Below are 14,791 nucleotides of genomic sequence, written 5' to 3' on the forward strand. Positions count from 1 at the left end.
AAAATACAAAAAATCTGTGAAATATTCAGTTAGAAACTGTTTTGATTTTTTTGACGCCTGTTTCGAACATTTCGTACCTTAAATTGTTGAAACGCCAGTCATCGCATTATAAATCACATTATACCCATTTTATTTCTATGATTTTTGATATCGACATGATCCGTGAGGTATACGGTCAGCTTCCCGAAAAAATAACGCAGGCAAAACAGAAATTAGGCCGTCCGTTAACGTTAACAGAAAAAATTTTATTTGCGCACCTTTCGCCTGGAGTAACGCTGGAAAAATTCAGGCGCGCCGAAGATTACGTTAATTTCGCTCCCGACAGGGTAGCCATGCAGGATGCAACTGCGCAAATGGCATTATTGCAATTGATGAACTCGGGCCGGAAAAACGTTGCTGTACCGTCAACAGTACACTGCGATCACTTGATTCAGGCATATAAAAATGCGGAAACCGACTTACATACAGCAAAGGTTACCAATGAGGAGGTGTTTAACTTCCTGCGCGATGTTTCCAACAAGTATGGAATCGGTTTTTGGAAGCCGGGAGCAGGAATTATTCACCAGGTTGTGCTTGAAAATTATGCTTTCCCGGGAGGGATGATGGTGGGTACCGATTCGCATACGCCCAACGCAGGTGGCTTGGGAATGATTGCTATAGGTGTTGGAGGAGCTGATGCCGTGGATGTTATGGCCGGATTGCCGTGGGAGTTGAAAATGCCGAAACTTATCGGCGTGAAGCTGACCGGGAGATTGTCGGGCTGGGCATCGCCGAAAGACGTGATCCTCAAGCTTGCCGGTATCCTGACCGTAAAAGGAGGTACAAACGCCATCATCGAGTATTTCGGTGAAGGGACTTCAACACTTTCTGCGACCGGAAAAGGTACTATTTGTAATATGGGGGCCGAAGTAGGAGCAACTACTTCCATTTTTCCGTTTGATGAAAAATCGGCTGCCTATCTCGAAGGGACAGGCAGGAAGGAAGTGGCCGATGAAGCCCGGAAAATTACCCCTTACCTGCAGGCCGATCCAGAAACAGCCAACAACCCGGGAAGCTATTACGACCAAGTCATCGAAATCAACCTGTCTGAATTGGAACCGCACATCAACGGCCCTTTCACCCCTGATGCTGCTTTCCCCATTTCTGAGTTTGCCCAAGAAGTGAAAGAAAAAGGCTATCCCCGGAAAATGGAAGTGGGATTAATCGGCTCCTGTACCAATTCGTCGTACGAAGACCTTACGCGGGCTGCGCATATCGTAAGAAAAGCCAAAGAAGAAGGGTTAAGTGTAAACGCCAGATTCATTATCAACCCCGGATCGGAACAGGTCCGGTATACCGCGGAACGTGATGGGATTTTACAGGAATTCGAAGATGCAGGAGCGGTAATTATGGCGAATGCCTGTGGCCCGTGCATCGGACAATGGAAGCGTACCGACGAGAAATCGGAGCGCTCAAACTCAATCGTTACTTCATTCAACCGGAATTTCGCCAAACGGAACGATGGAAATCCCAATACCCATGCTTTTGTAACTTCGCCAGAACTGGTGGCGGCGCTCACCATTGCCGGAGATTTAACATTTAATCCGCTTACGGACACGCTTACCAACTCCAAGGGTGAGCAAGTGAAACTGGCCGAACCCGTTGGGTTTGAGATGCCCCCGAGAGGCTTTGCGGTGGAAGATGCCGGCTACCTGCCTCCATCGGAAGACGGCAGTAAAATAGAGGTAAGCATTAATCCGCAGTCGAACCGTTTACAGAAACTGGAGCCTTTTGAGCCATGGAATGGCAAGGATTACGAAGAGCTTCCGCTTTTGATAAAGGTAAAAGGAAAATGTACAACTGACCATATTTCGATGGCCGGCCCCTGGCTTCGCTTCCGCGGACATTTGGACAATATTTCCGACAATATGCTTATTGGTGCCGTAAATGCATTCAATGACGAGACCAATAAAACTCTTGATCCTGTAACGTTACAATACACGGAGGTTCCTGCGTTGGCCCGGAAATTCAAGGCAGAAGGACTGGGGTCTGTCGTGGTTGCCGAGGAAAACTACGGTGAAGGCAGCAGTCGCGAACATGCGGCTATGGAACCCCGTCACTTGAACGTGAAAGTGATTCTGGTAAAGTCGTTTGCCCGTATCCATGAAACAAATCTCAAAAAACAAGGAATGCTTGCGCTTACGTTTGTTGATAAGGAGGATTACAACAAAGTGCAGGAAAAGGACAGAATCAGCATCGTAGGTTTAACCGGTTTTACCCCGGGAAGAAACCTGAAAGTTGTTCTTCATCACGCTGATGGCTCTACGGATGAGTTTGAAGCTGCCCACACCTACAATGAACAACAGATTGGCTGGTTCAAGGCCGGCAGTGCATTGAACGGGATGATGTAAATTTTTTGATAAAATGGATAACCCACAGAAGATAACCCTTTCGTCCTTTCCCGATAATCCTGTCATTCCCTTTATCGAGGGTGACGGAATCGGAAAGGAGATCACAGCTTCCGTCAGGAAAATCATCGATAAAGCGGTTGAGAAATCCTACAACGGAAAACGGAAAATTGAATGGAAAGAAGTTCTTGCAGGTGAAAAAGCCTACAACAAGCTTGGGACCTGGCTCCCCGCGGAGACCATGGAGGCTTTTCGAAAATACCGGGTAGGAATCAAAGGGCCGCTCACTACACCCGTAGGGGAGGGGATTCGTTCCTTGAACGTTGCGTTACGACAGGAACTTGATTTATACGTCTGTCTGCGGCCAGTACGGTGGTTCAAAGGAGTAGCCACCCCCCTGCTTCATCCTGAAAAGGTTCACGTTACTATTTTCCGGGAAAACACGGAGGATATCTATGCCGGAATCGAATGGAATGCCGGAACTCCCGAGGTTGAGAAAGTCCTGAAATTTCTGAAGGAGGAGATGGGAGTTGCTAAAATCCGTTTTCCTGAAACCACCTCCATAGGTGTCAAGCCTGTATCGGTGGAAGGTACCGAGCGTTTGGTGCGTTCAGCCATTGAGTACGCTATAAGGAACAAACTGCCATCGGTTACCCTGGTTCACAAAGGGAACATCATGAAGTTTACCGAAGGAGGATTCAAAAAATGGGGATATGCACTCGCCGAAAGAGAATTTGCTGATCAGGTTTTCACGGAAAATATTTTCAATAAAATAAAAACCGAAAGAGGCTTGGAAGAAGCAGTTGCAGCATATAACAAGGCTATGGAAAACGGAAAAGTTTTCATTAAAGACGTTATTGCTGACGCATTCTTGCAAAATACATTGCTGAAACCCGAAGAATACGCTGTGGTAGCTACGCTGAACCTGAACGGAGACTATATCTCCGATCAGCTTGCCGCTATGGTTGGTGGTATAGGTATTGCTCCCGGGGCAAACATCAATTACATAACCGGGCATGCTATTTTTGAAGCTACGCACGGAACCGCACCCGATATTGCAGGTAAGAACAAGGCGAATCCTTGTTCAATGTTGCTTTCGGGTGTGATGATGCTGGAATATATTGGCTGGAATGAAGCGGGCAGCCTTATCACAAAATCTCTGGAAAACCTGTTTGAAAAAGGATACGCTACTTCCGACCTGGCCCGGTTTATGGAAAACGGAAAGGCATTATCCACTTCTGAGTTTGCGTCAGAAGTAATAAATTCACTTTAGTTTCTACGTTGTTCAAACAAAAACAGGTAAAATACTGTTACAATTACAGAAATAACCGAAGCACAATAAAACCAATAAATTAAAATAATAACAATAATGGATAACAAGCAATTGATTAAGGTGTTATCAGACTCGATAGCAGTAACAAGCAATATCGATAAGGATCTTTTTACCAAAATGGGTGTGAAGCGCGGACTTCGTAACGAAGATCATTCCGGTGTGCTTGCCGGGCTTACCCGGGTGGGCGATGTAGTTGGTTATGAGCGCCAGGAAGATGGAACCCTGAAGCCTATCCCAGGCAAATTGTTTTATCGGGGTATTGATGTTGAAGACCTGGTACACGGCCTTCAGGCAGACAATCGTCTTGGATTTGAAGAAACGGCTTACCTGCTTTTATCGGGAAAATTGCCGAACAAAGAGAACCTCCAGGCTTTTTCAAGCCTTCTAGCACAGACTATGCCTCTTAATCACACAGCAACGATGAATATTTTGTCGTTGCAAGGGAAGAACATCATGAATATCCTTGCCCGGAGTGTACTGGAGCTTTATACATATGACCAGGATCCCGATGATATTTCTCCCGACAACTTGATTCATCAATCAATCAATCTGATAGCAAAATTTCCGACCATTATTGCTCTGGCTTATCAAGTACTGCGTCATGATCAACAGGGACGTTCCTTACACGTTCGCCATCCCTATGAAAATTATTCGGTGGCCGAAAACTTTCTTTATATGATGAAAGGTCCCGGAAAATATACCGAACTGGATGTGAAAATTCTTGATCTCGCGCTTATCCTGCACGCCGATCACGGTGGGGGTAACAACTCTACTTTTTCGGTGCGTGTGACCAGTTCTACGGAAACCGACACTTATTCAGCAGTTGCTGCCGGTATTGGATCACTGAAAGGTCCGCTTCACGGTGGGGCAAACGTGAAAGTAAACGGTATGCTCGCAGATATGAAAAAAAATATCAAAGACTGGAAAGATGTTGGCGAAATAGATGCTTACCTTACCCAAGTACTGAATAAAGAAGCATATGACAAGACAGGGCTTATTTACGGTATAGGACACGCTGTTTATACTATCAGTGACCCGCGTGCGGGGTTGCTTAAGGAGATGGCACGTGAGCTGGCAAAAGAAAAGGGACGTGAGAACGAATTCGCATTTATGGAGTTGATCGAAGAACGCGGCGTGGAAGTGTTCCTTAATTACAAAAAACAAGGAGCTAAACAACGTACGTGTATCAACGTAGATTATTATTCCGGTTTTGTCTATGACGCTATCGGTCTTCCCGAAGAAGTATTTACACCAATTTTCGCCATGGCGCGTATTGTGGGCTGGACAGCGCATCGTATTGAAGAACTGAATTTCTCCAGCAAAAGAATTATACGTCCTGCATACAAAAACGTACGTCCGTTACAGGATTTTATACCGATGAAAGACAGAACGTAAAATGACGAAGATAAAAGTACAAAATCCTATTGTGGAAATCGATGGCGATGAGATGACTCGGATTATCTGGTCGTTTATCAAGCAGCAGTTGATATTGCCGTACCTCGATGTAGATATAAAATATTACGATTTGAGTATTCAGAACCGGGATGCTACCCATGACCAGGTTACAGTTGAGGCTGCAGAAGCTATCAAAAAATATAACGTGGGCGTCAAGTGTGCTACCATCACGCCCGATGAAGTGCGGGTTAAAGAGTTTGGATTAAAGCATATGTGGAAGTCTCCCAACGGAACTATCCGGAACATCGTTGGAGGGACGGTTTTCCGTGAACCCATTGTTTGTTCCAATATCCCGCGGTACGTTCCGGGCTGGACGCAACCGATCATTATCGGGCGTCATGCGTTTGGTGACCAGTATCGTGCCACGGATAAGATTGTCAAAGGGAAAGGTAAGCTGAAACTTACTTTTACCGCTGAAAATGGTGACGTGCAAGAATGGGAGGTTTACAACTTCGAAGGAGACGGAGTGGCCATGGCCATGTTCAATACCGATGAATCGATTTATGGATTTGCCCGTTCGTCATTTCAAATGGCGCTCACGAAAAAGTATCCGCTATATATGTCCACTAAAAATACTATTCTGAAGGCATACGATGGTCGCTTCAAGGATATTTTCCAGGAAGTGTATGAGAATGAGTTCAGGGAGTTGTTTCAGGAAGCCGGGATTACCTATGAGCATCGGCTGATCGATGACATGGTGGCATCAGCGATGAAATGGAACGGTGGTTTTGTGTGGGCCTGTAAGAATTACGACGGCGATGTACAGTCGGATACCGTAGCACAGGGTTTCGGATCGCTGGGAATGATGTCTTCGGTTTTGGTAACACCCGACGGACGTACAGTGGAAGCTGAAGCTGCACACGGAACGGTAACACGCCATTATCGTCAGCATCAGCAAGGCAAGGAAACCAGCACCAATCCGATCGCATCAATCTTTGCGTGGACTCGCGGTTTGGAACACAGAGGAAAGCTTGATGGCAACCAAGAACTTATTGATTTCTGTCAAAAGCTGGAACAGGTGTGTGTGGAAACCGTTGAGAACGGAGAAATGACCAAAGACCTGGCAGTACTGGTATATGGCGATGATGTGAAAGGAAAATACCTGAATACGCAGGATTTCCTGGCTGCGCTAAAGCGCAATCTGGATAAAAAATTAAATTGATATACGTAGTTTTCAGGTTATCAGATAGAACGGCTCACGCGGAATAACGTCGCGGAGCCGTTTTTGTTAATCCCTGAACCGTCGTGTCAATTCCCCGTACTCATCGATGCGGCGATCGCGAAGGAAAGGCCACCAGCGACGGACGTTTTCGGTGCGGGTTTTATCTATTTCAACAACCTGAGTTATTTCACCTTCTGCTGCCTGAAATAGGAACTCACCTTGTGGTCCGCAGATAAAGCTGTTTCCCCAGAATGAAATCCCGCGAGTCTGGCCCGATGGGTCAGGTTCGTAACCGGTACGGTTCACCGCAATTACTGGAATGCCGTTTGCTACGGCGTGCCCGCGCTGAACAGTGATCCACGCTTCACGTTGACGATTCTTTTCGTCTTCGGTATCGGAGGACTCATAGCCGATAGCGGTGGGGTAGATGAGCACTTCTGCTCCCGCTAAAGCCATCATTCGGGCAGCCTCGGGATACCATTGGTCCCAGCAGACCAGCACACCAAGTTTTCCCACCGATGTATCTATGGGGTTAAAACCCAAATCACCGGGAGTGAAATAAAATTTTTCGTAATAGGCCGGATCGTCGGGTATATGCATTTTGCGGTATTTTCCGGCTATTGTTCCATCTTTTTCAATGACCACAGCTGTATTGTGATACAGCCCAGGAGCCCGTTTTTCGAAAAGAGATAACAGGATAACCACTCCCAGCTCTTTTGCCAGTTGGCCAAATGAATGGGTGGAAGGGCCCGGAATGGTCTCTGCCTGGTCGAATATACCCGTCTCTTCGGTCTGACAAAAGTACAGTCCGTTATGCAATTCTTGTAACACAATTAGGTCTGCTCCTTTCGATACTAAGTCGCGGATTTTTGACTGCAATCGCGAAACGTTCTCGTTTCTGTCTGTCGTGTTGGCTTGTTGTATTATTCCGATTTTCATATGTTGTCTGATTGGTAGAAAAAATCCGCTTGGCGCCGGCGGAAGAATAGTAAATCCTAAATCAAATAAAACCTTTCGGAAATTGCATCGTTACACAGTGGAGTGAGCCGTGTTGCTTGATCAAAGGCAGACAATCGACGCCGATTATTTCACGATAGGGAAATGCCTTTTGCAGTTGTTTTTTTGCCATTTCGTCTTTTGCGGATGCATAAGTAGGCATTAAAACAGCATCGTTGATAATCAGAAAATTGGCGTAAGTGGCGGGAAGTCTATAGCCGTCATGATACACAGCATCCGCCATGGGTAGCGGAATTAACCTGTAAGGCTTCCCTTCGGTGGTTTTGAACGATCCCAGTTCATTTTCCATACGCTTGAGTTCATCGAAATGCTCGTCGGTTTTATCGTCACATTTTACGTATGCGATAGTCTGTTCGTCGCAAAATCGGGCAAGTGTATCCACGTGGCTGTCGGTGTCGTCTCCGGCCAAATAACCGTGGTTGAGCCACAAAATCCGATGCACCCCGAATGTTGATTTCAGGTACTCGTCAATCTCCTCCAGCATCATTGGCTGATTGCGGTTAGGGGCCATCAGGCATTGCGATGTGGTAAGCAAAGTTCCCTTTCCGTTCGATTCTATTGAACCGCCTTCCAGAATAAATCTTTTCTTGCTTGTATATTGAACCTCGGGTTTGAATTCTTCTTGACGGAAAAGATGTTGTGTGATTTGATTATCGTGGTTGGCGGCAAACTTAAGTCCCCAACCGTTAAAACCGAAATCGAAAAGCATTGGTTTTCCATTGATAAAAACCGAAATAGCACCGTGGTCACGCGACCAGGTATCGTTGCTTTTCAGTTCCGACGTAATAAGATTTTTACGTTCTTGAGGCGTGAAATGTTTCACAACCTCGTCTTCTTCCGGGCATACGACTAGCAGCTTTTCCCTTTTCAGAATTTCTTTCGAAAATGTCACATAACATTCCGTAACTTCCTCCAAGGTGTCGAACCAGTCAGTACCGGCGTGAGGCCAAGTGACCAACACACCGCTCTGCGGATACCATTCCGGCGGAAAAACAACGTTGTTCATCGATTTTTATCCTTCCATATTTCCGCGAATAATTCCGCGGGACGAATTTTTGACGAAATCAATGATATGATTTCGCTCTTTCGTTTCCGGCAATTCGTTCTCAATTCTTTCCAGCGCCTGTGTGGTGTTGTATCCAGCTAAATACAGATACCTGTATACATCCTGGATGGAATTTATCACTTCGCTTGAAAATCCCCTGCGTCGTAACCCAACAAAATTCAAACCTACATAAGTAAGTGGTTCGCGGCCGACCATAGTATAGGGGGGGATATCTTTCGGAACTTTGGAACCACCCTGTATCATCGTGTGCGCACCAATTCGTGAAAACTGATGTACAAGTGTCCCGCCGCTGAGAATAGCGTAATCGTCAATTTCTACTTCTCCGGCCAGTTGCGTGGCATTTCCCAGGATGACGAAATCTTTTAATACACAATCGTGTGCCACGTGACTGTATGCCATTAACAGGCAGTCGCTGCCAACTGCTGTTTCTCCCCGTGACGCTGTGCCGCGATTCACAGTTACACATTCGCGGACTGAAGTTCTGTCGCCAATAATGGCTAACGATTCTTCACCCCTGAATTTCAGGTCCTGCGGAATAGCGGAAATGGTAGCGTGCGGAAAAATGGTGCAATTCTTCCCGATACGTGCACCAAAAAGAACGGTTGCATATGGCATTACAACTGTTCCCTCACCAATTTCAACATTTCTGTCGATGTATGCGAAGGGTTCAATGACAACGTCTTTGCCTATTTGGGCTTCGGGATGAACAAATGCCAGTGAAGATATATTACTCATAACTTATTGAGCATTATTTATTTTTGATTATTTGAGCGGTGAAGTCGGCTTCAGATACTATTTTATCTCCCACGAAAGCCAGTCCTCGCATGGTGGCGATGCCCCTGCGAACTTCCGACGAAAACTCTACTTTAAAAAGTATGGTATCGCCGGGAACGACCTTGCTTCGGAATTTCACATTGTCTATTTTTAGGAAATAAGTCGAATATCTTTCGGGTTCGTCAAGTCCGGAAAGCACCAGCAATCCTCCTGTCTGAGCCATGGCTTCTACCTGCAGAACTCCAGGCATAACCGGTTCATCGGGGAAATGGCCGACGAAATAAGGCTCGTCATTGGTGATGTTTTTTACGCCTACGATGTAACTTTCGGTTTGTTCAATTACTTTGTCCACCATCAGGAAAGGATAACGGTGTGGCAACAATTGTTTTACGCGATTAATGTCCATCAGGGGTTCAACATTGGGGTCGTAAAACGGTGCTTGATTTTTGTTTTTTATCTCCCTACGGATAAGCCTTGCCAGTTGATTGTTGATTTTATGCCCCGGACGTGTAGCAATGAGCCGTCCTTTTATAGGTTTCCCTATCAGCGACATGTCTCCGATTATGTCGAGCAGTTTATGCCGTGCAGGCTCGTTAGGGAATGCCAGTTCGCGGTGATTCAGATAACCCAGCTGGTTTGCATCCATGCGAGGGACGTTTAGTTCATCGGCTATCTCATCCAGCTCGTTCTGAGGAAGCTTTCTTTCATAAATAACGATGGCGTTATCCAGGTTACCGCCTTTGATTAGTCCGGCCTGACGCAGTTTTTGGATTTCACGAACAAAAACAAACGTGCGTGCAGGCGCTATTTCTGTAGCAAAATTCTCCAACGATTCCAAACTGGCATATTGATTGGGGATATATTGTGATTCGAATTCTATGTTAGAATTGATCGCGAAACCATCATCCGGAAGTAACGTGATTTTAGAACCGGTTTCGGGGTCGGAGACTTCTATTTTTTTTCGTACAACATAAAAGTCTTTGTCTTTTTCCTGTTCTACAATACCTGCTTTTTCAATAGCACGAATATATTCTATGGCGCTTCCGTCAAGAATGGGAAATTCCGGCGCGTTCACTTCGATAAGACAGTTGTCTATCCCAAGTGCATAAAGTGTTGAAAACGCATGTTCAACAGTGCTGACGGTGACATTACCCACTCCCAGAACCGTGCCTCGCTGGGTATGGACAACATTTTCGGCCACCGCTTCAATAACAGGTTGATCCTCTAAATCTACCCGTTGGATCCGGTATCCGGAATCAACGGGTGCAGGATTGAAAGTTATTTCAATTTTGTAACCGGTATGAAGCCCCTGGCCTTTTAGCGTAAAGCTGGATTTTAATGTTTTCTGTTTCACCTTGTTATATCGATAAATTTAATTTTGAGTGCAGATAATCCGGCAAAGATACAACTTTGCCTTGAAAAGTATGAATTTGGCTCTCCCGTTAGGTTTTTTTAGCAAAACATGTCTCCTGTTCTTAGGAGAGTTGTTTTTTTAACTCCTTGATTTCTTTTTCCAGCACATTTATTTGACGGTACATGTCGGGTAGCTTGGGGATGATTATGCTCGATTTGAAATAGTTTTTTATTTGATATGCCGGCGAGCCCATTACTTCAGATCCCTCAGGAGTATTGCTGATAATTCCGGACTGTGCACCAATCTGCGATTGGTTACCGATAGTTATATGTCCGCCTATTCCGACCTGGCCGCCTAAGACACAACCTTCACCTATTTTGGTTGATCCGGCAATTCCTACCTGAGCCGCCATAACCGTATTCTTTCCGATTTCGCAATTGTGTGCAACTTGTATTAAATTATCGAGTTTCACTCCTCGACGAATGATGGTCGATCCCATAACGGCACGATCTATAGTTGTATTGGCACCTACTTCTACATCTTCCTCCAGTATCACATTACCGATCTGTTGGATTTTATGGTACACCCCCTCTTGTTTGCTGAACCCGAATCCGTCCGCACCAACAACAACTCCTGCGTGTAAAATACAGTTGTCGCCAATTATACAACTGTGATAGACTTTTACTCCGGCATAAATAACAACATTATTTCCGATTTTTACATTATCCCCAATATATGCTTGCGGATAGATTTTTACGTTTTTACCCACCTGTACGTTTTCTCCGATATAGGCAAACGCTCCGACATAAATATTATCGTCAAGTTTTGCAGTTGCCGAGACGAAAGACATCGCTTCTATTCCTATTTTTGGTGGAGTTAAGCTGTTCACCAGGTCCAGCAGAGAAGCCAGAGCTGCATAAGCATCGGGGACTTTAATTAATGTGGCAGAAACAGTTTTTTCCGGTATAAAGTCATTGTTTACCAGTACAATATCTGCCTTAGTCTCGTAAATATAATGGGTGTATTTGGGGTTGGAAAGAAAAGCAATGGTTCGTGGTTTTCCCTCTTCAATTTTTGCAAAATTATCGACTTCTACGTTCGGGTTCCCTATAATCTCTCCCTTTAGAAAGTCGGCAATTTGTTGTGCTGTAAAGGTCATTTACTCTATTTTATTGGGTTTAAAAATGCAAATTAACAAATAAAAATCTAACAGACAAAGTTAAGCGTACAGAAAATGTTTAGTTAAGATAAATTTTGCAGATTTAAAAATATAAAGTACCTTTGCATTCACTTTTTCGGGATGTAGCTCAGTCCGGTTTAGAGTACTCGTCTGGGGGGCGAGTGGTCGCTGGTTCGAATCCAGTCATCCCGACTGTTTTTAAAGCAATTGCGTAATTTATCGCAGTTGCTTTTTTTTGTAGCCTTTAAAAATCTTCAGTACCAAAACACATTTTCTTTTTGGTTAAAAACAACCCTCCTTGAATTTTTTCTGAAAATAATGTATATATTTGAGGATTATTAAAAGTTTTTTTCGCAGAATGAAAGTCGTTCATTCTGATATTGACCCTATAGGTGAAAAAAATCTGAAAACAAGAAGTAAATGAAAAGAATTCTAATACTTATTGACTACTCCAGTGAATTCAGCCGCCGGCTACTGAGAGGTTTGATTCAATATGCTCATGAACACGGGCCTTGGTTATTTTACAGACTACCCACTTATTATAAGACGATGTATGGAAAGGAGGGTATAATTGAATGGGCCAAAAGCTGGAAGGCCGATGCAATTTTGGCACGATGGGATCATGAAGGAACCAATTTGTTAGCCTCTTTAAATATACCTATCGTGCTACAGAATTACAAATCCAGAAGTCCTTATTTTTCCAACCTAACCGGAGATTATGTGGGTACCGGAGTGATGGCTGCTAAGTTTTTCATTATGCGCCGTTTCCGCAACTTCGCGTTTTATGGTAATAAGGGTGTTGTTTGGTCGAAGGAGAGGGCGGAGGGTTTTCAGAAAGAGGTTGAGAAAGCGGGAGGAAATTTCTTTTGTTTTGAAAGTGAAGATTTGGGGGGCAAGGAATGGAGCAGCACTCATGCCGAGTTGGATGAGTGGTTATTATCTCTTCCAAAACCTGTAGGCCTCTTTGCCTGTGACGATGATTTCGCTTTAAGAATATCTCAAATTTGTAAAATTAACAACATTAAAATTCCTGAAGAAATTTCATTGCTGGGGGTGGATAACGATGAACTGATTTGTCACCTTTCCGATCCTCCCATATCATCCATTGTAACAGACGTAGAAAAGGGAGGGTACGAAGCTGGAAGATTGATCGACCGGATGATCAAGGGAGAGATCGTAGAGCCCTTCAACATCATTATCCGGCCAACGCGGTTCGAACTTCGAAAATCGACAGAGAAGTATGATATATCCAATGGCTATATCTCTCAAGTCGTCAATTATATCGAAGACAATTTCAACACCGACATCAATATTGAGGAACTCACAGAACTGGTTCCGCTATCCCGGCGTAACCTGGAAGTGAAATTCAAAGAAGAGATGGGTACCACTATCTATCAATTTATCCTGAGTTGCAGGATTGACTATTTTGCTCATTTATTGCTAACAACTGACAGGACTCTATACGATATGGCCCTTGAAGCCGGTTTCAATGACTGCAAAAATATATCGCGCATTTTTAAAAAGCATAGAGGCTGCACTCCTGTAGAATTTCAAAAAAAATACAGCAATAACTTTCCACCATAACGTTTTTTGAGATTACTATTTCGTTATTAACGTATTTCCCATACCTGATAAAACATAATTTTGTGTACTACAAAAATGTGGGACAAACTATTTACTTGTATTAAATCAATAAAAGATGAGTACAAAACCAGGGGTTAAACATGTTCAGAACAAAAACGCCACGATCAAATCAATGATTATTCTGGTGTTGCTGTTTTTTATTTTCGGATTGGTATCGTGGGTAAACACTATTTTAGTCCCTTATTTCCAACTGACCCTTCAACTGACTAATTTTCAATCCTCGTTTGTTACATTTGCTTTTTACATTGCTTATTTAGTGATGGCTATCCCTTCATCTTTCTTGCTGAATAAGATGGGATATAAGAGGGGGATGATGTATGGCCTGTGGTGTATGGCAATCGGGGCGCTGCTCTTTGTCCCTGCTGCCTATTGGCGTGTTTATCAGGTGTTTCTACTGGGACTGTTTTTGCTGGGTGTAGGACTTGCCATTTTACAATCGGCCGCTAACCCTTATGTAACCATTGTAGGGCCAATCGAGAGCGCTGCCAAACGGATGAGTATAGTTGGGACGGGCAATAAACTGGCCGGTGTTATAGCTAATCTTATTTTTGCCGGAGTTGTTATCCGTGAATCCGACAAGGTATTGATGCGGGAGATTGAATCCGGCCTATATACCGGCACGTCGTTAGATGCTGCTTTGGATAATCTGATCAAAGGCGTTATGTTCCCATATCTGATTTTAGCTGTAGCGCTCTTCGTTTTTGGAATTATTGTTCGTTATTCGGCTTTACCGGAATTAGATCCCTCGGTAGTGAACAAATGTTCTGCCGAAGATGAAAGCTCCGGTAAATCCATTTTTCAATATCCTGCATTGATATTGGGGGTGGTTGCCATGTTTTTCCATATAGGAACACAGATGATTGCTCTTGCTACCAGCATCCAATATGCAGGTACTATGGGTGAAAGCCTGGCCGGGCCGGCTAAAAATATCCCTTCATACACCATGCTGTTGACTTTTCTGGGATATTTTATCGGAATCATATTGATCCCCAAATACTTGAAGCAACGTAATGCGCTTTTAATCTGCGCTTCACTCAATTTAGTTCTTTCTATTTTAATAATTAGTACATCAGGAACGGTTAATTTCTTCGGAATTACGTCCGATATTTCTATCTGGTACCTTGTAATGATGGGACTTCCCAATGCATTACTTTACGCCGGGATTTGGCCTCTTGCCATCAACGGATTAGGCAAGCACACGAATCTTGGCGCTGCTTTTCTGGTGATGGCGCTTTGCGGGAGTGCATTTATGCCTATGATTTATCATTCGCTTGTGGAGCTTAATTCGTCTCTCTCGCCTTTTGAAGCAATGAAACAGGCCTATTGGATTCTTATCCCCTGTTTTGCCTATATTGTATGGTATGCGGCCAGAGGATACCGGATCAAATTCTGGAGAAGAACAAAGAACTAATGTGGTAA

At 44.2% G+C, this 14,791-nt stretch carries 11 protein-coding genes and 1 tRNA gene; 7 read left to right on the forward strand and 5 right to left on the reverse strand.

Annotated elements, in window-relative coordinates; all coding sequences use genetic code 11:
• Positions 1–137 precede the first annotated feature (137 nt).
• The 4 genes from KCV26_09970 (at position 138) to KCV26_09985 (ending at position 6,337) form a co-directional block, all read left to right on the forward strand.
• Positions 138–2,390: an aconitate hydratase gene (locus tag KCV26_09970; GenBank protein WZX35650.1), complete on the forward strand. Its 2,253-nt coding sequence runs from the start codon at positions 138–140 to the stop codon at positions 2,388–2,390.
• A gap of 13 nt (positions 2,391–2,403) precedes the next feature.
• On the forward strand, positions 2,404–3,660 hold the full coding sequence (gene icd / locus KCV26_09975; protein ID WZX35651.1) for an NADP-dependent isocitrate dehydrogenase: 1,257 nt from the start codon (positions 2,404–2,406) through the stop codon (positions 3,658–3,660).
• 96 nt (positions 3,661–3,756) lie between these two features.
• The gene (locus KCV26_09980) at positions 3,757–5,115 is read left to right on the forward strand and encodes a citrate synthase (GenBank protein ID WZX35652.1); all 1,359 of its coding nucleotides are present in this window, start codon (positions 3,757–3,759) and stop codon (positions 5,113–5,115) included.
• A gap of 1 nt (position 5,116) precedes the next feature.
• Positions 5,117–6,337 (forward strand): NADP-dependent isocitrate dehydrogenase, encoded by a 1,221-nt coding sequence (locus KCV26_09985; protein WZX35653.1) that lies wholly within the window; start codon positions 5,117–5,119, stop codon positions 6,335–6,337.
• Positions 6,338–6,403: 66 nt separating this feature from the next.
• Here the strand turns inward: KCV26_09985 and KCV26_09990 are convergent, their stop codons facing one another.
• The 5 genes from KCV26_09990 to lpxD all read right to left on the reverse strand — a co-directional run bounded on the left by KCV26_09990 (position 6,404) and on the right by lpxD (position 11,707).
• The gene (locus tag KCV26_09990) at positions 6,404–7,276 is read right to left on the reverse strand and encodes a carbon-nitrogen hydrolase (GenBank protein WZX35654.1); all 873 of its coding nucleotides are present in this window, start codon (positions 7,274–7,276) and stop codon (positions 6,404–6,406) included.
• Positions 7,277–7,337: 61 nt separating this feature from the next.
• Positions 7,338–8,360, reverse strand: a complete 1,023-nt coding sequence (locus KCV26_09995; GenBank protein ID WZX35655.1) for an agmatine deiminase family protein — start codon at positions 8,358–8,360, stop codon at positions 7,338–7,340.
• Between the two features lie 6 nt (positions 8,361–8,366).
• A complete protein-coding gene (lpxA, locus tag KCV26_10000; GenBank protein WZX35656.1) occupies positions 8,367–9,155 on the reverse strand; it encodes an acyl-ACP--UDP-N-acetylglucosamine O-acyltransferase in 789 nt (262 codons plus the stop codon).
• A gap of 13 nt (positions 9,156–9,168) precedes the next feature.
• Positions 9,169–10,548, reverse strand: coding sequence for a bifunctional UDP-3-O-[3-hydroxymyristoyl] N-acetylglucosamine deacetylase/3-hydroxyacyl-ACP dehydratase (locus tag KCV26_10005; GenBank protein ID WZX35657.1), 1,380 nt, complete (start codon positions 10,546–10,548; stop codon positions 9,169–9,171).
• Positions 10,549–10,669: 121 nt separating this feature from the next.
• Positions 10,670–11,707 (reverse strand): UDP-3-O-(3-hydroxymyristoyl)glucosamine N-acyltransferase, encoded by a 1,038-nt coding sequence (gene lpxD, locus KCV26_10010; GenBank protein ID WZX35658.1) that lies wholly within the window; start codon positions 11,705–11,707, stop codon positions 10,670–10,672.
• A 137-nt stretch (positions 11,708–11,844) separates the two neighbouring features.
• Between lpxD and KCV26_10015 the strand changes: the two genes are divergently transcribed.
• The 3 genes from KCV26_10015 (at position 11,845) to KCV26_10025 (ending at position 14,783) form a co-directional block, all read left to right on the forward strand.
• Positions 11,845–11,920, forward strand: a tRNA-Pro gene (locus KCV26_10015).
• A gap of 228 nt (positions 11,921–12,148) precedes the next feature.
• Positions 12,149–13,312, forward strand: a complete 1,164-nt coding sequence (locus KCV26_10020) for a DNA-binding transcriptional regulator (GenBank protein WZX35659.1) — start codon at positions 12,149–12,151, stop codon at positions 13,310–13,312.
• A 115-nt stretch (positions 13,313–13,427) separates the two neighbouring features.
• Entirely contained in the window at positions 13,428–14,783 is a 1,356-nt protein-coding gene (locus KCV26_10025; protein ID WZX35660.1) for an MFS transporter, read from the forward strand.
• Positions 14,784–14,791 lie beyond the last annotated feature (8 nt).

Source organism: Petrimonas sulfuriphila, assembly GCA_038561985.1.
Taxonomy (GTDB): Bacteria; Bacteroidota; Bacteroidia; order Bacteroidales; family Dysgonomonadaceae; genus Petrimonas; species Petrimonas sulfuriphila.

Excerpts from the sequence above, each read along its gene's own strand:
- KCV26_10020 (WZX35659.1), top strand. The coding sequence starts at position 12,149 with ATGAAAAGAATTCTAATACTTATTGACTACTCCAGTGAATTCAGCCGC.
- KCV26_10025 (WZX35660.1), top strand. The coding sequence starts at position 13,428 with ATGAGTACAAAACCAGGGGTTAAACATGTTCAGAACAAAAACGCCACG.
- KCV26_09995 (WZX35655.1), bottom strand. The coding sequence starts at position 8,360 with ATGAACAACGTTGTTTTTCCGCCGGAATGGTATCCGCAGAGCGGTGTG.
- KCV26_09990 (WZX35654.1), bottom strand. The coding sequence starts at position 7,276 with ATGAAAATCGGAATAATACAACAAGCCAACACGACAGACAGAAACGAG.
- KCV26_09985 (WZX35653.1), top strand. The coding sequence starts at position 5,117 with ATGACGAAGATAAAAGTACAAAATCCTATTGTGGAAATCGATGGCGAT.
- KCV26_09970 (WZX35650.1), top strand. The coding sequence starts at position 138 with ATGATTTTTGATATCGACATGATCCGTGAGGTATACGGTCAGCTTCCC.
- lpxD (WZX35658.1), bottom strand. The coding sequence starts at position 11,707 with ATGACCTTTACAGCACAACAAATTGCCGACTTTCTAAAGGGAGAGATT.
- KCV26_09980 (WZX35652.1), top strand. The coding sequence starts at position 3,757 with ATGGATAACAAGCAATTGATTAAGGTGTTATCAGACTCGATAGCAGTA.
- icd (WZX35651.1), top strand. The coding sequence starts at position 2,404 with ATGGATAACCCACAGAAGATAACCCTTTCGTCCTTTCCCGATAATCCT.
- lpxA (WZX35656.1), bottom strand. The coding sequence starts at position 9,155 with ATGAGTAATATATCTTCACTGGCATTTGTTCATCCCGAAGCCCAAATA.